This window comes from Singulisphaera acidiphila DSM 18658 (assembly GCF_000242455.2).
GTDB lineage: Bacteria > Planctomycetota > Planctomycetia > Isosphaerales > Isosphaeraceae > Singulisphaera > Singulisphaera acidiphila.
This window is the reverse complement of the sequence record NC_019892.1, coordinates 7,482,788-7,502,584: the sequence shown is the minus strand read 5'-3', so window position 1 is coordinate 7,502,584 and position 19,797 is coordinate 7,482,788. Positions and strand designations below refer to the sequence as shown.

The following is a 19,797-nucleotide window of genomic DNA, read 5'->3' as shown; positions in this document are numbered from 1 at the left end:
TTTGGGCGATAGGCATGCTTGCATCCTCCCCTGGCACGATCCAACCGGCCCCCGCTTCCTCCTTTGAGGGATCAGTGTCATGCATGGTTCGGCGTACTTCAAATGGTCGATGCTTGGGGTTGGCCTCGTCTGCCTGGCGATGACTTCGAGTTTCGCAGGGAGCGACGCAGTGGCTCCCGTCGCGGAAGTCGCCCTCCCCACGATGCGGGGACCGGACGGCCAGATCGTGGATTTGACCGCCCCTCAAGGGGGTTTTTCCACCCTGATTTTCTATTCTTCCGAATGCCCGATCTCGAATGCCTACAGCCCGTTGCTCAACCGGCTTCGTGGGGAGTTCCCGACGGAGTCGGTGAAAATCGTGGGCGTTTGCGTCGACCCCGACCTCTCTCCGGCGGATGTGCTCGCGCACGCCAAGGATTTTGAGCTCAAATTCCCGGTCGTTCAGGATCGGAAGGGGTCGATTGCCACCAAACTCGGCGCGTCCGTTACGCCCGAGGCGTTCGTGGTCGACGAGCGGGGCCGGATTCGCTATCACGGGCGAATCGACGACCAATTTGCGGCACGCCAGAAGAAGAACGCGAACCCGAAGGTTAGCGAGCTCCATGATGCGATCAGCGCAGTACTCGCGAAACGCGAGGTGGCGATCGCTCACGTGCCGGCCGTCGGCTGCCCGATCCCGAAGCCCGAAGAAAAGGTTGATCCCCCTACGTACGCCGGTGAGGTCGCCTCGATTCTTCAGAAGAACTGCCAGGAGTGTCATCGGCGCGGCCAGGTCGGACCGTTCGCGTTGGAGACCTATGAACAGGCTCGCAAACGGGCCGACGACATCGCCACGATCGCCGAAGAACGCAAGATGCCCCCCTGGAAACCAGACCCGCACGTGGGCCCCGGCTTCAAGAACGACCGCTCACTGTCGACCGATGAGATCGCCACGCTAGCGGCCTGGGCTGAAGCCGGTGCCCCTCAAGGGGACCCCGAGCGCGTTCCACCGTCCCCTGAATTCTCCGACTCATGGGCTCTTGGCGCCCCCGACCTCGTTCTGGAACTCACCGAAGACTTCACGATTCCCGCCTCGGGTGATGATATCTATCGCTGCTTCGTGTTGCCGACCCGATTGCCGGAGGATGTTTACGTCTCGGCCATCGAGTACCGTCCCGGCAATCGTCGGGTGGTGCATCATATGCTCAGCTACGTCGATGTATCGGGAGAGGGGCGAAAGAAAGACAACGCCGAGCCCGGCCAGGGATACTCTTGCTTCTCGGGTCCAGGGGTCGAGATCGATGGCGACCTGGGAGGGTGGGCGCCTGGCAATGAACCAAGCCACCTCCCCGAGGGGATCGGCAGGTCACTGCCCAGCCAGGCCGACGTCATCGTGCAAATCCACTATCATCCGAGCGGAAAGCCCGAAACCGACCGTTCCCGAATCGGCCTCCACTTTTCCAAGAAGCCGGTCCGGCAGACCTTGCATTGGAATGCCGCCATCAAGTTCGACCTGAAGATTCCCGCCAACGAAGGGAACTATAAGGTTGAGGCTGCCTGGCCTGTCCCCGTCGACCTCGAGGCCTGGGCGGTCACGCCTCATATGCATCTTCTTGGGAAAAACATGAGTATGTCTCTCAAGTTTCCCGACGGGCGGACCCAAGATCTTATCAGAATCGGTGACTGGGATTTTGGCTGGCAGAACACCTATTTCTTCAAAGAGCCGATCACCCTCCCGAAAGGGACACTGCTCAAAGTCTCTGCGCACTTCGATAATTCCGCGGACAACCCGCGCAACCCGAACCATCCTCCCAAGGATGTGACCTGGGGTGAGGCCACAACCGACGAGATGTGCATTGGCTTTATCGCCGTTACCAAGAAGGGGCAGGATCTGACCAGGGCAGGAGAGAAGGACGACCTGCATGACCTCTTCAAAGAACAGATGAAGGAATTCGAGAAGAAAATGAGGGAGCAGCAGAAGAAGAGCCAAAAACCCGTAGCGAATTGAGCCGACGGGCCGTCCTGTTTGGGGGCGGCTCCGCTCGATTACGTTGGGTCGTGAACGATGGCTCCATGAGTCGTCGACCCTTCGCGACCCATTGGAAGCCTCGGAGGGGCAACCGTCAGGAACCCTTTTTTACGCTCGCGACGGCTGCCCCGGCCGGGCTGTGACGATCTGTCTATTGAAAATGATCTGTGGATATAATTTTCTGACTGCTAATTGATCTCAAACCACGATGAACTCGATCGTCTGACTCGTCTCTTCATTCGTTCCGATTCGTCGAACTACGGCCTTCGCCGTGTGCATTCCGGGTCGGGATTTGTGGAGGTGGAACTCGTGATAGTGGTCGACGAGGCCGGTTCCGTTCGGCCGCTTCCTTGTCACGAGAGTCGGTGTGACTTGCGTGCTGTCTACGAACAATTCTACCAGTTCGGTCATTGGTTCCTTGGGCATTCCCTGGGTCGTATTCTCCCAGGCACACCGCACGCGGAGCACGACGCCTGTTTCCGGCCGGGCGACCTCGAATTCATCGGCGGGTGTCAGGGCGATCAGGGAGACGAGTGGCCGTTGAATGGCTGGGTTGTCCCACCAACGCCAGGCTGACTGATGCTGCTGGATGAAATCGACCACCTCGCGTGATCCACTGTGCATCCAGGTGTCGAAATCGCTCATGGCGTCGTGGCGGACGGCCACGACCCAGTTGTTCCTGAGCGCCTCGAGCCATCCGTCCCAGGTCGGCGTTCGCGCGAGAAAGAGGGTGCGGAAACTTGCGGTCATGTCGGCAAACCACCAGGGTTCCTTGCCGTGGGCATCTTGCAGGGCAATGAAGGGAATCAGCCCCCGGTACTGGTTGAGGAAGGCTTCGCTGTTGGCGAAGTCGGGGTTGCCGAAGTGGAACGTGCTGATTGCTGCGAAACCTCCACGTTGGATCGAGTCGTCGAGGAAGATCCGGGTAAGTTCTTCATTCTCGCCGAATTGCCAGAAGAGCCGGCCGTTCCCCTTTTGGAGCGGATCCAGCCGCCGTTCGCGGAACTGAGGCCAGGACACAACCCCTTGGTTCGCGAGCGAAGGGCCGATGTTAGCGGACGCCGGTGCGACGATATCACTGGTGTGGCTGTACGTACCCTGGCCTGGGACGTCGACCCAGGTGCCGTACTCTTCATTGGCCACGAAGAAGGTGACGGGCACACGTCGTTGGTCGGCGATGCCTTGGGTGCGCGCGAGCCAGGCGGGACTGGCGTTTTTGGCTCCCCAGAGGTGGATCCGAAGTGACTCCGCCAGGGCTACGGCTTCAGAGGGGCTGCCCTCGCCATGGGCCTCGATCTGAATCGTGAAGACCTGCAAATCGGCCGGCAAGGACGGAGCAAGCCGACGTACCGGTCTTGGGCTCGTGGCGGATTTCCGGGCTCCGAGCGTGCCGATTGCGTCGAGGGCTTCGTAGGTCGCCATCGGGTTGCTCGGCCAACCAGGCCGATTGCCGAAGCCGCCGTCGGAGTTCGCGAGCGAGGCGAGGTACTCGGTGCAACTCTCGCGGTTCGTGGGCATGGCACCGAGGAGTTTCAGGGCACGGAGCGCCGCCCTGGTATAGGCCACATCCTCTACGGCCCCAATCTTGTCGTCGGGCTGGTAAGTGAAGCCTCCCGACGTTGTCTGGCAGGCTTGAATCCAGGCCACGGCTTCCTGCTTCCGTTCCTCGACGCGACCGAGGATCTCCAACGCTTGAAGGCCCCACCACGTGTTCATCACATGGCCATCGCTGGAATCGGCGGCGGGGGTGTTGTTGAAGCTGCCGTTGTCGCGCCGCCGGTCGAGTAGGTATGTGACGAATTCGGGAGAGAGATCGTTCAGAGGTAAGCCGAGCAACTTGCGACCAAGGAATGCCATCAACTCGAATCGGAAAATCGGATAGCCGTGTTTTTCGTACTGAACTGGGTATCGCGAGGGGCGCTTCCACGATTGAACCTGGTCCCGAAATCCCGAGACGTCTTGGCCGAGCCAGAGCAAGCTCTGGATCTGCTGGTACTCATAAACCTTGAGGTTCCGTTCCAGCTTCTTCAACCGGAACGGGTGATGGCTCATCACAAACTCGGCCAGCTTGTCTTTTGCGGGAGGCTCTTTGCCCAGCAACCGGTAGCTACCGATCACGGCAAAGGTGGGAGATAAATGAGATTTGTCCTGGTCTTCCCAGGCATAGCCCTGGTCCGGTCGTGAGAGCCGCTCAAGGTAGGCTTGGATCGCAGCCACTCCCCAATCATCCAGAACCCCCGCGGCCAGGGCTGAGGAGACGTTCGTGAAGCCTGCGCAGAGAGGAGCCGCGGCCATCGACTTCAAAAGGGCTCGACGGCTGAATTCGACGGAGCGCCCGCCCCACTCGAACTCATGCCCTTCGGCCTGGCGGAGCGAGTCGTTGGGCGTCACAGGTCACTCCCTCTTGCCTTGGCTTTCGCTTGGTTTGCGGCCTTTTTTGGAGCTGTGTCTTGGATCGGCCAGAGTTCCGAATCAACACGGGCCGACTTTAAGAACGTCTCGAACTTTTTGACCTGGTCCGGATGATCGGCGGCTACGTCGTGCTTCTCTTCGCGATCGGACTTGAGGTCATACAGTTCGATCGGCCCCGTCAGACCGTGGCGGATCGCTTTCCAGTCGCCGATCCGTGCTGCCTGATCGAATCCACGCTCGTGGAATTCCCAGTAGAGCGGCGGATGCTCGACGGCTTTCCCTTCCAGCAGCGCGGGAAGGATGGAGATACCATCGAGGTTGGCGGGGATCCGCCGACCGGTGAGCTCGGCCATCGTCGGCAGGAAGTCCCAGAAGGCCCAGACCTGATCGCTGGTGACCCCTGGCTTGATCTTGCCCGGCCAGCGGGCAATGGCCGGGGTTGCGATGCCTCCTTCGTACATGTCGCGTTTGTGGCCACGGAGCGAGCCGGAGTGTTTGAAGAGGGAGTCGGTGTAGGCTGCCCCGTTGTCACTGGCGAAGATGACCAGCGTTTTCTCGTCGATCTTGAGCTCTTTGAGCAGCGCCATCAGACGGCCCACGTCACCGTCCATCCGGGTGATCATGGCCGCGAGCGTTTTGAGGTTGTCCGGCCACGGTTCGTTGGCATAGGGGCCAAGGTCGGGGACCTGCAACTTGGCGTGTGGGATGGTGAATGAAAGGTCGAGGAAAAACGGCTTTTCCTGATTGCGGCGGATGAACTCGAGGGCTTCTTTTGCCATCAGGTCGTGCGAATAGGCTTTGCCATTGAGCATAACCTTGTCGTTGTTGCGCCAGAGGTATTCCGGATAATATTCGTGCGCCATGCGTTGGCAGTTGTAGCCGAAGAAGTCGTCGAACCCCATCTTGTCGGGCGTGCTGACCGACTCGGGCTGGCCGAGTCCCCACTTGCCGATTAAGCCGGTGGTATAGCCCGCATACTTCATGATATGGGCGACGGTAATTGTATCGGCCGGCATGGGGGTTTGCCCCTCGGGCTTGATCTCGCGATTGCCCCGAATGGGGGCATGCCCATTGTGCTTGCCCGTCATCAAGCTGCAACGTGACGGGGCACAGACCGTGGCGCCGGCGTAGGCCTGCGTAAACCGGATCCCTTCGGCGGCCAGGCGGTCGATGTTCGGCGTCTTGATGAGCTGCTGGCCAAAGCAGCCGAGATCACCATATCCAAGGTCATCGGCGAGGATCAGGATTACGTTCGGCGGTGGAGTCGCGGCGAGCCCTTGGCCACTCAACGGAGCCGCCGCCAGGAGTGTGAGACAGCCGAAGTAAGCCAGAATTCGGGAGCGAAGGCGATCGGGACGTGCAGTTCGCACTTGGCTTCTCCCCATCATTGGGACTCGCATGAGTCGGAATCGGTTGGCCCATCGTTGTCTTACAAGCCCGCAAAACGATGAGTCACACAAGAGCGTGAGCAATTTATGTTGGGTGGGATCGCGACCCATATCGGTCCCTGACGCGATCCACGTTTTGGTGGTCGGCAAGGCGATCTTAGCCGTCGTCACCAAGGAGTACAAGGAAGGCACTGGCCGGCCTTTGGCTTGCATTTGCCAAGGGCTGATGGAAATGTGCGAGCGAACTTCGTCTCGCAACGCTCGTGGGGCCACTCGCGATTGAATGAATTCGATCGTTTTTCGGAATGGCAACTGAGCCAATAGGTTAAGCTTGGAGCGAACTTCACTGTGGTGATACGCGCGCACTCCGTTTACTCCGAATAGCGCGTGACACCGGGTTCTTTCTTGGGATATTGTTGGAACCAACGACGCTTAGAAGAGGTAATAGAGTGGATCTGGGTGTGTGCGTGCGCCCTTTGAACAGTGAAGGGCGGCCGATGTGGTTGCGCGGGCGAGGGGGACTGGATGGACCAATGCGATCCGGGACGGCTGGCTCGAATGTTGGGGGCCGTCATCATTATCCTGGGATGGACCGTGCCGGGAGTCGCCGCGCCTCCGGCACCGGCCGTTGGTGAGGGGGCGGGAACTCATCCCAGCTTCTCAAAAGACGCCATCCCCTTCCTCAGCAAACATTGCTACGCGTGCCACGGCGATGGGAAGCAGAAGGGAGACCTCTCCCTCGACTCGGATCGTGACGAACAGGCGGTCGAGAAGAATCGGAAGGTCTGGGAAAACGTCCTCGAGATGATCCGCGCCGGGGAGATGCCTCCTAAGAATCGGCCACGCCCCTCTACCGAAGAGGTCGAGGTCGCTCTCCTCGCCATCGACGGAGTGCTCAATAGGCTCGACTGCTCGCAGACCAGGAACGTGGGGCGAGTCACTCTGAGAAGGCTCAATCGCGTCGAGTACAACAACACGATTCGAGACCTGGTCGGCGTCGACTTCAAACCTGCGGCGGACTTCCCCAACGACGATGTTGGCTATGGATTCGACAACATCGGCGACGTGCTCTCCCTCTCTCCCCTCCTGTTCGAGAAGTATCTCACTGCGGCCGAAACGATTCTTGAGCAGGCGATTGTCACTGACACGACGCCTACGCCCACGAAGTCCCAACTCGGGGGAATTCGCGAAACGGAGGGGGCCGGCGGTGAAAAGCGGGGGTTCGGTCGATTCCTCCACTCGATCGGTTCGTTCCGCGCTCAAGGCTATTTCGACGAAGGGGATTACAAGCTGCGGGTCTCGGCCTTCGGCCAGCAGGTTGGCGATCAGCCGGTGCGGGCAATCCTCCGGATCAACGGCGAGGATATTCAAGAGTTTGACGTCACGGGCGATCGCTCGTCCCCGACCAAGATCGAGCAGCAAGTCCGGATCAAGGCGGGGACGAAGACCTTCGCGGTGACGTTCCTCAACCCTTATACCGACCCGAAGAACAGTGATAGCGACAAGAATCGCCGGCTCCTCTTCCTCAGTGGGATCGAGCTGGACGGTCCGTATAACTCGCCACCTCCCGTTTTCCCGGAAACGCACCGGCGGATCATGGCCCATCAGCCCGGCTTGCCGGCTCGTGAGGCGGCCCGCGAGATTGTGACCCGGTTCGCCGCGCGAGCGTTTCGCCGCCCCGTCCAGCCAGGCGAGGTCGATCGCCTGATGAAGCTCTACGACAAGGCCGAGTTGGAAGGGGAACGGTTTGAGGATTGTGTGCGCCTGGTTCTCGAAGGGGTCCTGGTCTGGCCCGACTTCCTCTTTCGCATTGAGCTCGACCCGCGTGATGCCCAGCCTGGGACGAGCTACCCGGTTAGCGAGTACGAACTGGCGAGCCGGCTCTCCTATTTTCTCTGGAGCAGCATGCCGGACGAGACGCTCCTAACCTTGGCGGCGGAGGGGCGGTTACGTGCCGAGCTCGAAAACGAGTTGCGGCGAATGCTCAAGGATCCGAAGTCGGCCGCGTTCGTGGAGAACTTCGCCGGACAATGGCTGACGATCCGGAAACTGGCCTACGTCGCACCTGACGCGAAGGAGTTCCCTGGGTTCGACGAAGATCTGCGCTCGGCCATGTACCGGGAAACCGAGCTCTTTTTTGAGTCGATCGTACGCGAGGATCGCTCGATCCTCGACTTCCTCGACGCCGACTACAGCTTCGTGAACGAGCGGCTGGCGAAGCATTATGGCATGCCCGGTATTGAGGGGAAGGAATTCCGCCGGGTCAAGTTGCCAGCCAATCGAGGGGGAATCCTGACTCACGCCAGCATCTTGACGCTCACCTCGAATCCGACCCGGACCTCGCCGGTGAAGCGAGGGAAGTGGGTCCTCGACCAGCTCTTGAACACGCCCCCACCTCCGCCTCCGCCCGATGTGCCCGAGTTCCCCGAGGATAAGCGACTGACCGGTTCGCTGCGCAAGGTCATGGAAATGCATCGGGAGAAGCCGCTCTGTGCTTCCTGCCACCAGCGCATGGACCCGATCGGATTCGCGTTCGAGAACTACGACGCCACCGGAGCCTGGCGCGACAAGGATGGAACGTTCTTGATTGACCCGTCAGGTGCGCTCCCCGACGGCCGTTCTTTCCAGGGGCCGGCGGAACTCAAAACGATTCTTCGAGGCAAAAAAGAGTTGTTTAGCCGCTGCCTGGCCGAGAAAATGCTAACGTACGCGATGGGGCGCGGACTGGAATATTACGACAAGTGCGCCGTAGACAAGATTCTTGAAGCCTTGAATCAAAACGGCGACCGGTTATCCGTCTTGATGGCGGAGGTCGTCAAAAGCGAACCCTTCCAAATGCGAACAGCCACCGGGGAGGAACGATGACGCACGGCGGGCGGATCTCGAGACGAACGGTCCTGCGCGGACTCGGCACGGTGGTCTCCCTCCCGTTCCTGGAGGCGATGCGTCCCCAACTTTTGGCGAATGCGGCGGCGGCTGCCGGCCAGGCCGCATCGCCCCGCCGCCTGGCGTTCATCTACGTTCCCAACGGCGCGATCATGGACGACTGGACGCCCACGAGCGAGGGGGCGGGCTTCGAGTTGCCGGCCATTCTCCAACCGCTGGCTCCGTATCGTGACGAGATGCTCGTGCTGAGCGAGCTGACTTGTGACAAGGCCCGCCCCAACGGCGACGGAGCGGGCGATCATGCCCGCGCTTCGTCAGCGTTCTTGACCGGCTGCCAGGCGCGGAAGACCGCCGGGGCCAACTTCCGTTCCGGCATCTCCGCCGACCAAGTCGTGGCGACTCGCCTGGGCGATCGAACCCGGCTTTCGTCGCTCGAACTCGGCATCGAACGTTATCGGGGGACCGGTAACTGCGATAGCGGGTACTCCTGTGTCTACGAGCATACGATGTCCTGGCGCTCGTCGACTTCGCCTTTGCCGAACGAGGTCGACCCCCGTCTTGTGTTCGAGCGACTTTTCTCCGACCAGTCGAATGACCCCGGCCGGCTGAAGCGGAACCGGCTCCGGGCGAGCGTGCTCGACGCTGTGATTGCCGACGCTCGTGGGCTCGAGGGGCGATTGGGAGGAGCCGACCGACAGAAGCTGGATCAGTACCTGACCTGCGTGCGCGAGCTTGAGCTTCGGATCGCCCGTGCCGAGTCGTTGCCGCCGATCCAGCCTCCTGCAGGTGCCGTTCGGCCCGAGTCGGTTCCGGCTGACCTCGCGGAACACTTCCACCTCATGTGCGACCTGATGGTCCTGGCGTTCCAGACCGATGTGACCCGCGTGGCGACCTGCATGTTCGGTCGCGAGGGGAGCGAGCTCAGGTACAAGATGGTTGGCGTCTCCGAAGGCCATCACGAGCTGACGCATCATCGCGGCGACCCGGATAAGATCGACAAGGTACGTTCGATCAACACCTTCCACATCCAGCAGTTTGCTTACCTGATCGGCAAGCTCAAGTCCATTCCCGAAGGGGAGGGAACCCTGCTGGACAATTGCATGATCGCGTACGGCAGCGGCAACAGCGATGGAAATCGCCACACGCACGATAACCTACCGATCCTCGTTGCCGGTAAGGGGGGCGGGTCACTCAAGACCGGACGGCACATCCGCTTCCCGAAGGAGACCCCGGTCAACAATCTCTGGCTCTCCCTGCTCGACAGGATGGGTGCCCGCCTTGAACAACTGGGGGACAGCACTGGCCATCTCGAGGGCCTCGCCTAAAACACGCACCTGAGAACTTCCGAATTTCGGCGGGGCCGGCCGTGCTCAACAAGATCAGGAGCACGGCCGGCCCCGTCGTATTTCCCTCAGCCTTTTCATAAGCCTGCGAATTCGCTCAAACCCATTTGGTTCGTCGCAGCCCGACCCGACGGGGTGACCGTTCCTTGCGGGGACTGAGGTTTCTGGGAAACTTTTGATATGTTTGCATGGTTTAGTTCTGAAGAGGCGACCGCCCGCATTGGGCTTTTGACGGTCGCCTCTTCAGGGTTGCAAAACTTGTGCAAAGACGAACTCCAGCCACCTGGCTGCCCCTCTTCGTAATTCCGAGGGGCTCGGTCCGTTCTCAATTCGTCGGGGGATTTTTCAGTGATTCTCCTCTTCGACCGTCCGCCCACCGTTGAGGATCTCATCGGTGTAACGTGACCCTTCAATCAGTTCGGCCTGATGAATGTCGTGTGCGGTACCGGCGGGCGCTGGGAAGATGCTATAGAGCACAGGCATCAAGAATCGGGCCAGGAACAGCGTCACGAACATCGCTCCGACGACCACAATGGCCAACGGCCGTTGCGCCTGGGACCCGATCGAGGTTGCAAACGCGGCGGGTAAGAGTCCGAGCATGGCGGTGAGCTCGGTCATGACGACCGGGCGGACTCGAAGCTCCGCGCCTCGCATCACGGACTCACGGACCGGGATTCCGGCGGCGCGCATCTGGTTGAAGTAGGAGATGAGGAGAACTCCGTCCTGAACGGCGACGCCGAAGATGGAGATGAAGCCCACCGCCGCCGAGATGCTGAAGTGTACCCCCGTCAATCGTAGGGCCCAGACGCCTCCCATCGTCGCCGCAACCACGTTGGTCATGACCAGGAAGGCATCCTTCATCGAGTTGAAGGCCGTGTAGAGCAAGACGATAATCAGCACGATGGAGAGCGGAACGATCCACATCAGCCGCGCGTTGGCTTCCTGCATCTGGGCGAACTCGCCCGACCACTCGAGCTTGTAGCCCTGGGGCAAGTCGACGCCGGTCTTGGGGTCGTTGACTTTGAGCTGCGCCTCGGCGATTGCGGAAGCGAGATCGCGATCGCGGACGGCGAAGCGGACGGGAATATAGCGTCGGTTGTTCTCGCGGTAGATGTAGGAGGCACCCGGGGTGTGGGGGTTGATGGTCGCGAGTTGGGACAAGGGGATGCGGACTCCCTCGCCGGTGTCTCCGCCGGGGACATCGATCGGGATCCGGCCGATGACGGTGGGATCGTCGCGGAGCTCGTTGGGGAGTCGCAGTACGATGTCGTAAAGCTTCTCACCCTCAACCATCTGGGAGAACGCCCGTCCCCCGATGGCGATCTGGATGACGCGTTCGACATCGGCGACGTTGACACCGTATCGAGCGCATGCGGCGCGATCGATATCGATCTCCATGTTGGGTTGTCCGACGATGTGGAAGAGTCCGACATTCTCGATGCCGCGAACGGTGCGGAGGACGTTGACGAGTTGCTGTCCCTTCTCTTCGAGGACTTTCAGGTCGTTTCCGCTGAGCTTGACGGAGTTGGCCCCCTTGACGCCCGAGAGTGCTTCCTCGACGTTGTCGCGGATCAGTTGCGAGAAGCTGAAGTCGATGCCGGGGAATTCGTGGAACTTTGCCATCAATTCATCTTGAATCTTCTCGCGTGTCATGCCCTTCTGCCATTGTTCCATCGGCTTGAGCGGGACGTTGAATTCGAGGTTGAAGAAGCTGGTGACGTCGGTGCCGTCATCGGGTCGTCCGATGTGGGACATCACGCCCTTGACCTCGGGCACCGACGCGATGATCTCCCGCAACCGAGGCGCCATTCTTGCGGCCTCCTCGAGTGAGACGGTTCGTGGCAAGAGTGCCCGGATCCAGAGGTTTCCCTCCTCGAGTTCGGGCATGAACTCGCCGCCGAGGCCTGGGATCAAGGCGAGTGTGAAAGCAAGGAGGACACCCATAAACGCCAGGGTGAGTTTACCGTGATCGAGAACCCGGTTCAAAATTCGGAGGTAGCGCCGCTTCATCAGTCGATCGATAAATGTGTCTGCTTCCTCGCGCTTGTTCCTGAAGAGGAAGGAGCAGAGAACGGGAGCCAAGGTGAGTGCGAGGAGGAGCGCTCCGAAGATGGAGAATGCGTAGGTGTTCGCCATCGGTCCGAAGAGAGCCCCTTCTGGCCCGGTCATCGCGAAGAGTGGGAGGAATGCGCAGACGATGATCGAAGCGGAGAAGAAGAGAGCCCGCTCAATTTCGTGGGATGCGTCGGCGATCCGGTCGATCAAGGGGCGTGTGCGATCGGCGTTGGGGGCGGTAATGTGGCGGTAGATGTTCTCGACGATGATCACGGAGCTATCGACGATGATCCCGAAATCGACCGCGCCGATGGATAAGAGGTTGGCCGATTTTCCCTGGAGATAGAGCACCGTCACGGAGAAGAGGAGGGAGAGGGGGATCATGATCGCCACGATCACCGCACTACTGAGGTCACCAAGAAAGACAATCAGCACGGCAACCACGAGCGCCATGCCAAGGATAAGATTGTGAAGGACATTATGAGTTGTTACATGGACGAGGTCAGTGCGTTTGTTGAAGACGCGAATTTTCATGCCCTTGGGCAATAGCTTTTCGTGTTCGATCTCGCGCATCTTCGCGGCGACGGCCTCCGATGTCGGAAGACTTTTCTCATACTTACGCATGAGTACGATGCCTTCGACGACGTCGTCTTCACCGGCACGGCCGACGATCCCGAGTCTCGGTCGGTGGCCGACGACGGCCTGGGCCACATGCCGTACGAAGATCGGCATGCCTCCGGACGTGGTTACGATGACATTATTGATATCGTCCAGCTTTTTCAGCTCGATACTGACGGCCTGATCGACGTTGGCGGGGTCGAGCGGGTCGATCCCCTTTCCGAGCAATCCGATGGCGCGTACGTTATGGGCCTGGCTGCCGAGCATCAACAGGTCGCCGCCAACGTTCGCATTGGATTGAGAAAGGGCGTCCTCCACTTGCCGCAAGGTGACGTTGTAGTGGCGGAGCAGTCTTGGGTTGACGAGGACTTGGTATTGCTTGACGGTGCCGCCGTAGCCGGTGACGTCGACAACACCGGGGACGGTCTTGAGGATTCGGTTGAGGACCCAGTCCTGCACGGCTTTGAGCTGGTTCGTGGTGTAATTGGGGCCTTCAAGGACGTACCGAACGATTTCGCCGGTGGGACTCCAGGGGGAGAGGCCGGGAGTCACGCCCGGCGGCAGGTTACCGACTGCGCCGATCCGATTGATGACCTCCTGGCGCGCCGCTTTGTAGTCGGTGCCATAGGCGAATTGGCATTTGATGTCGTTGAGTCCGCTGATCGAGGTGCTTCGCACGTCTTCCAGACCTGGCATACCGTTCAGGGCGGTCTCCAGGGGAATCCCGATCAGCCGTTCCATCTCCTCAGGGCTGGCGCCAGGATTTTGGGTGATCACCTCGACCAGGGGAGGAGTGGGGTCGGGGTAGGCTTCAACGTTCAAGTTGATAGCCGAGTGGATGCCAGCGGCGACGAGGGCGAGGACCCCCAGGATGACAATCAGACGATTGTGCAGGCTCCACGTAATAATCGCACGAACCATGAATGAAGACCTCGCAGCCTGTGTGAGGGAGTGATTAAGGAGGGGGGGGCGTCGAGATACCGGCGACCGGAGAAATGAGCGATGGTCCGTCATGGCTTAGCTTATGAGGGAGCTTAACGCAAAGGTGGACTTCGCGATCAGCGGACCATCACCAGGGCCGTGAGGAGATCAAGCGGCAACTGTAAGGCGGGAAATGTCAGGCGGGCGGCATGCGCGGAGGGGGACCGCGACGTCCGCCAGGGCTGTCGCCGCGCGAGTCGCAGTCGGGGACGAGAAAGGCTTGACCGCCACTCGTCGACACGGGGTGTTCGAAGCTGAGGATTGAGTTTGTTCGAACCGATTCGCGGACTTCCTCTCGCTCGTCATCCTCTTCCAAGGCGGCGAAGGTTAATTCGTCCTCGACGCGATCAAAGCGTATCCGCTGCCATTTTGATTCGTGACGCAAAACCTGGAGCCGGTTGGCAGCGGCCAGCCCGGTCTCCTGGGGAGCGATCGAAGACAGGGCGCAATCATTCACCCACGCCATTACGCAGAATGCGGCGAGCGCAGCAGTCAGCAGGCGTGGATGGAGCCTGTCTTTACGCACACCCTGGGCCTCGAACTCGCGGGGGATTGCATAACGCGGGAGCCATTCTACGCCAGATATCCAGAATTGATCCAGACGGTTACGGGAATCGCCTCATCACCTTGGATTCCCCCTTGCGGACACGCCTTGAGCTTGGCCCAGTCTCGTCAAATCATCGGCTCTTTGTTCAACCCGATTGCGCTCAAAGACTACCGCAAGTTCCGCGGAACCATCCCCATTGTTCGGTAAAATCGTTGACGTGAGTAAGCCTTTTACGGAAAGACGACCTCCTTGGAAAACTCGAATGATCGAGAACCGTTTTTCGTTTGGGTTGCAGACCAGCGGTGGAATGAGTCGACCGTTTTGGAGCAAGTCTTTATTTGTTTGGAACGCGCCCCCATGGCCAAGGGGGGCACGTTCCATTCCGGGGTTGCTCGACTAATTTTTCAGCGATCCTTCTCCTCGGTTGTCCGCCCACCGTTGAGGATTTCATCGGTGTAGCGTGACCCTTCGATCAGTTCGGCCCGACGACTGCTGTGAACGCTGCCGGCGGGTGCCGGGAAGATGCTATAGAGCACAGGCATCAAGAATCGGGCCAGGAACAGCGTCACGAACATCGACCCGACGACCACGATGGCCAACGGCCGTTGCGCCTGGGAACCGATCGAGGTCGCAAACGCGGCGGGCAAGAGACCGAGCATGGCGGTGAGCTCGGTCATGACGACCGGGCGTACTCGAAGCTCAGCGCCTCGCATCACGGACTCACGGACCGGGATTCCGGCGGCGCGCATCTGGTTGAAGTAGGAGATGAGGAGAACCCCGTCCTGGACGGCGACGCCGAAGATGGAGATGAAGCCCACCGCCGCCGAGATGCTGAAGTGTACCCCCGTCAAATGCAAAGCCCAGACCCCCCCCATCGATGCCTCGACCACGTTGGTCATGACCAGGATGGCATCCTTCATCGAGTTGAAGGCCGTGTAGAGCAGGAGCATCATCAGCACGATGGAGAGTGGTACGATCCACATCAGCCGCGCGTTGGCTTCCTGCATCTGGGCGAACTCGCCCGACCACTCGAGCTTGTAGCCCTGGGGCAAGTCGACGCCGGTCTTGGGGTCGTTGACCTTGAGCTGCGCCTCGGCGATTGCGGATGCGAGATCGCGATCGCGGACGGCGAAGCGGACGGGAATATAGCGTCGGTTGTTCTCGCGGTAGATGTAGGAGGCACCCGGGGTGTGGGGGTTGATGGTTGCGAGCTGCGATAAGGGGATGCGGACCCCCTCGCCGGTGTCGCCGCCGGGGACATCGATCGGGATCCGGCCGATGACGGTGGGATCGTCGCGGAGCTCGTTGGGGAGTCGTAGTATGATGTCGTAAAGCTTCTCGCCCTCAACCATCTGGGAGAACGCCCGTCCCCCGATGGCGATCTGGACGACGCGTTCGACATCGGCGACGTTGACACCGTATCGAGCGCATGCGGCGCGATCGATATCGATCTCCATGTTGGGTTGTCCGACGATGTGGAAGAGTCCGACATTCTCGATGCCGCGAACGGTGCGGAGGACGTTGACGAGTTGCTGTCCCTTCTCTTCGAGGACTTTCAGGTCGTTTCCGCTGAGCTTGACGGAGTTGGCCCCCTTGACGCCTGAGAGCGCCTCATCGACGTTGTCGCGGATCAATTGCGAGAAGCTGAAGTCGATGCCGGGGAACTTGCGGAACTTTGCCATCAGTTCATCTTGAATCTTCTCGCGAGTCATCCCCCTCTGCCATTGTTCCATCGGCTTGAGTGGGACGTTGAATTCGAGGTTGAAGAAGCTGGTGACGTCGGTGCCGTCATCAGGTCGTCCGACGTGGGACATCACGCCCTTGACCTCGGGCACTGACGCGATGACCTCCCGCAACCGAGGCGCGATCCGTGCGGCCTCCTCAAGGGAGACGGTTCGTGGCAAGAGTGCCCGGATCCAGAGGTTTCCCTCCTCGAGTTCAGGCATGAACTCGCCGCCGAGGCTTGGGATCAAGGCGAGCGTGAAGGCAAGGAGGAGGCCTATACCTGCCAGGGTGAGCTTGCCGTGATCGAGAACCCGGTTCAAAATCCAGAGGTAGCGCCGTTTCATCAGTCGATCGATAAATGTGTCTGCTTCCTCGCGCTTGTTCCTGAAGAGGAAGGAGCAGAGAACGGGAGCCAAGGTGAGTGCGAGGAGGAGCGCTCCGAAGATGGAGAAGGCGTAGGTGTTCGCCATCGGTCCGAAGAGAGCCCCTTCTGGCCCGGTCATCGCGAAGAGTGGGAGGAATGCGCAGACGATGATCGAAGCGGAGAAGAAGAGAGCCCGCTCAATTTCGTGGGATGCGTCGGCGATCCGGTCGATCAAGGGGCGTGTGCGATCGGCGTCGGGGGCGGTAATGTGGCGGTAGATGTTCTCGACGATGATCACGGAGCTATCGACGATGATCCCGAAATCGACTGCGCCGATGGATAAGAGGTTGGCCGATTTTCCCTGGAGATAGAGCACTGTCACGGAGAAGAGGAGAGAGAGGGGGATCATGATCGCCACGATCGCGGCGCTACTGAGGTCACCAAGGAAGACAACCAGCACGGCAACCACGAGCGCCATGCCGATAACGAGGTTATGGAGCACATTATGGGTTGTCACGTGGACGAGGTCAGTGCGTTTGTTGAAGACGCGAATTTTCATACCCTTGGGCAGTAGTTTTTCGCTTTCGATCTCGCGCATCTTCGCGGCGACGGCCTCCGATGTCGGAAGACTTTTCTCATACTTACGCATGAGTACGATGCCTTCGACGACGTCGTCTTCACCGGCACGACCGACGATCCCGAGTCTCGGTCGGTGGCCGACGACGGCCTGGGCCACATGCCGTACGAAGATCGGCATGCCTCCGGACGTGGTTACGATGACATTATTGATATCGTCCAGCTTTTTCAGCTCGATACTGACGGCCTGATCGACGTTGGCGGGGTCGAGCGGGTCGATCCCCTTTCCGAGCAATCCGATGGCGCGTACGTTATGGGCCTGGCTGCCGAGCATCAGTTGATCGCCGCCAACATTCGCATTGGATTGAGAAAGGGCGTCCTCCACTTGTCGCAAGGTGACGTTGTAGTGGCGGAGCAGCCTTGGGTTGACGAGGACTTGGTACTGCTTGACGGTGCCGCCGTAGCCGGTGACGTCGACGACGCCGGGGACGGTCTTGAGGATTCGGTTGAGGACCCAGTCTTGCACGGCTTTGAGCTGGTTCGTTGTGTAAGCAGGCCCTTCAAGGACGTACCGAACGATTTCGCCGGTGGGGCTCCAGGGGGAGAGGCCGGGTGTCACCCCTGGTGGCAGGTTACTGATGGCTCCGATCCGATTAATGACCTCCTGGCGCGCCGCTTTGTAGTCGGTGCCATAGGCGAATTGGCATTTGATGTCGTTGAGTCCGCTGATCGAGGTGCTTCGCATGTCTTCCAGACCTGGCATGCCGTTCAGAGCGGTCTCCAGGGGAATCCCGACCAGCCGTTCCATCTCCTCAGGGCTGGCGCCAGGATTTTGGGTAATCACCTCGACCAGGGGAGGAGTGGGGTCGGGGTAGGCTTCAACGTTCAGGTTGATAGCCGAGTGGATGCCAATGGCAATGAGGGCGAAAACCCCCAGGATGACAATCAGACGATTATGCAGGCTCCACGTAATAATCGCGCGGACCATAGCGAAGACCTCGCAGCAAGCGTGAGGACATGAATTAATGAGCAGGGGGGCCCGGTCGGGAAACGAGCGACCGGAGAAGTGGACGATGGTCCGTCACGTCCAGGATGGGGCTTAACGCGAAGGTGGACTTCGCGATCAGCGGACCAATACCAGGGCCGTGAGGAGATCGAGGAGTAACTGAAGGCGGGAAATGTTAGGCGGGCGGCATGCGTGGAGGGGGACCGCGACGTCCGCCGGGGCTGTCGCCACGCGAGTCGCAGTTGGAGATGAGCAAGCCGTGAACGACAACCTTCAACGGGGGATGGTCAAAGGCAACGATCAGGCACGTACGAATCGACTCGCGGACTTCCTCCCGTTCGTCATCTTCATCCCAGGCAGCAACGTTGGATTCGTCCGCAACCCGCTCGAGATTGGTCCGCTGGCAGTTTGCCCCCTGAGGCAAAACCTGGAGCCGGTCGGTAGCTGTCGTTCTCTGATCTGGGGGAGTGCTCGAAGACAGGGTGTAGTCCGTCAGCCACGCCATGACGCAGAATGCGGCGCTAATCGTGATCAGCAGGCGCGGATGAATTCTGGCTTTGCACATGCTTTGGCCCTCGACCTCTCAGGGCAATGCATATCACAGGCACCTATTCTACGCCAGATATCCTGAATTGTTCCAGATGGTGGCGAGAATCGGTTTGTCCCCTTCGCCCGTGAGAAGCCTACCCGACGAGACACCTTCTTTCATGGGCTCTGAGGCTTCGCTTCGCGGACGCGTTTCGAGCATTGCCGAGTCTCATCCTCGGCCGCTCTCGGACCAGCCGGGTTGCCTTCGATGACTGCTGTAAGTTTGCCGACAGAGCTTGTGACTTCAGGTCCAGGGAGGTTAGATTGCCAGGTAACACGAATTGTCATTGCCGTCCCATCGGCGCACGAGCTTGAGAGAGATTTGATGGCTGAACCCGTTGATTCGATCCGGCGGCCCCGAGTGGTCGCCGACGGGCCGCTCAACGACACGATTGGTGGATTGCTTCAAGGTGTTGTCGAGGTCCTTCCCTGGATGGTTGCTCTTGAGGGGAGCTCTGAGCCAATCGAAGGAATCTACACGTACGGCCACCCCCAGGTGGACGGGGCGATGATGGATCGCCTTCCCGGCTTGAAGGTCATCAGTAACTTTGGAGTCGGGGTCGATCACATTAACCTGGCCGATGCGAGCCAGCGCGGGATCCCGGTCGGCAACACGCCGGGCGTTCTCGAAGGGGCGACGGCCGATCTCGGGTTCGGGCTCTTGCTTGCCGCCGCGCGTCGGGTGGTCGAGGGAGATCGCTACGCCCAGTCTCCGGAGTTTACCGTCTACGACCCTGGCTTCATGCTCGGCGTCGAGGTGCACGGCTCAACGCTCGGAATTATCGGCATGGGAAACATCGGCCGCGAAGTTGCCAAGCGGGCGCGTGGGTTTGAGATGACGGTCCTCTACCACAATCGAACGCGCCGGCCGAATGTCGAGACGGAACTTGGCGTGCGCTTCGCGTCCCTGGATGAACTGCTCGCTGAGGCCGATTTCGTCATGCTGACGGTCCCGCTGACCGAGGAAACGCGGGGGATGATCGATGCCGTCGCCCTGGCGAAAATGAAGCGCTCGGCTATCCTCGTGAATATTGCGCGAGGCTCGGTTGTTCGCAATGCCGATCTCGTCGAGGCCTTGCAGACGGGGGAGATCGCTGCCGCTGCGCTCGATGTGACCGACCCGGAACCGCTTCCGCGCGATCACCCGCTCCTTGGCTTCTCCAACGTGATCATCACGCCTCATCTCGGCAGCGCCACGGTCCAGACCAGGCGCCGGATGGCCGAACTGTCGGTGACGAACCTCCTCGCCGGATTGCGTGGAGAACCCCTTCCTCGGGCCGTCACCTGAGCCTCTTGGTTC

9 protein-coding genes are annotated in these 19,797 nt (G+C 60.1%); 4 read left to right on the top strand and 5 right to left on the bottom strand.

Annotated elements, in window-relative coordinates; genetic code table 11:
* Positions 1 to 79: 79 nt before the first annotated feature.
* Entirely contained in the window at positions 80 to 1,987 is a 1,908-nt protein-coding gene (locus SINAC_RS29240) for a redoxin domain-containing protein (protein ID WP_015249168.1), read from the top strand.
* Positions 1,988 to 2,206: 219 nt separating this feature from the next.
* Here SINAC_RS29240 and SINAC_RS29235 read toward each other — a convergent pair whose 3' ends face one another.
* Positions 2,207 to 4,399: a prenyltransferase/squalene oxidase repeat-containing protein gene (locus SINAC_RS29235; RefSeq protein ID WP_015249167.1), complete on the bottom strand. Its 2,193-nt coding sequence runs from the start codon at positions 4,397 to 4,399 to the stop codon at positions 2,207 to 2,209.
* On the bottom strand, positions 4,396 to 5,790 hold the full coding sequence (locus SINAC_RS29230; RefSeq protein WP_020466942.1) for an arylsulfatase: 1,395 nt from the start codon (positions 5,788 to 5,790) through the stop codon (positions 4,396 to 4,398). The genes SINAC_RS29235 and SINAC_RS29230 overlap by 4 nt, the downstream gene beginning before the upstream one ends.
* Before the next feature lie 543 nt (positions 5,791 to 6,333).
* Between SINAC_RS29230 and SINAC_RS29225 the strand changes: the two genes are divergently transcribed.
* Both SINAC_RS29225 and SINAC_RS29220 read left to right on the top strand, forming a co-directional pair.
* Positions 6,334 to 8,673: a DUF1592 domain-containing protein gene (locus SINAC_RS29225; protein WP_015249165.1), complete on the top strand. Its 2,340-nt coding sequence runs from the start codon at positions 6,334 to 6,336 to the stop codon at positions 8,671 to 8,673.
* Positions 8,670 to 10,019: a DUF1552 domain-containing protein gene (locus tag SINAC_RS29220; RefSeq protein ID WP_015249164.1), complete on the top strand. Its 1,350-nt coding sequence runs from the start codon at positions 8,670 to 8,672 to the stop codon at positions 10,017 to 10,019. The genes SINAC_RS29225 and SINAC_RS29220 overlap by 4 nt, the downstream gene beginning before the upstream one ends.
* Positions 10,020 to 10,382: 363 nt before the next feature.
* Here the strand turns inward: SINAC_RS29220 and SINAC_RS29215 are convergent, their stop codons facing one another.
* The 3 genes from SINAC_RS29215 to SINAC_RS29195 form a co-directional block, all read right to left on the bottom strand.
* The gene (locus SINAC_RS29215) at positions 10,383 to 13,631 is read right to left on the bottom strand and encodes an efflux RND transporter permease subunit (RefSeq protein WP_015249163.1); all 3,249 of its coding nucleotides are present in this window, start codon (positions 13,629 to 13,631) and stop codon (positions 10,383 to 10,385) included.
* A gap of 1,011 nt (positions 13,632 to 14,642) precedes the next feature.
* Entirely contained in the window at positions 14,643 to 17,891 is a 3,249-nt protein-coding gene (locus SINAC_RS29200) for an efflux RND transporter permease subunit (protein ID WP_015249161.1), read from the bottom strand.
* Positions 17,892 to 18,084: 193 nt separating this feature from the next.
* Positions 18,085 to 18,474: a hypothetical protein gene (locus tag SINAC_RS29195; RefSeq protein WP_015249160.1), complete on the bottom strand. Its 390-nt coding sequence runs from the start codon at positions 18,472 to 18,474 to the stop codon at positions 18,085 to 18,087.
* A gap of 348 nt (positions 18,475 to 18,822) precedes the next feature.
* Here SINAC_RS29195 and SINAC_RS29190 point away from each other — a divergent pair, with 348 nt between their 5' ends.
* Entirely contained in the window at positions 18,823 to 19,785 is a 963-nt protein-coding gene (locus tag SINAC_RS29190) for a 2-hydroxyacid dehydrogenase (RefSeq protein WP_015249159.1), read from the top strand.
* Positions 19,786 to 19,797 lie beyond the last annotated feature (12 nt).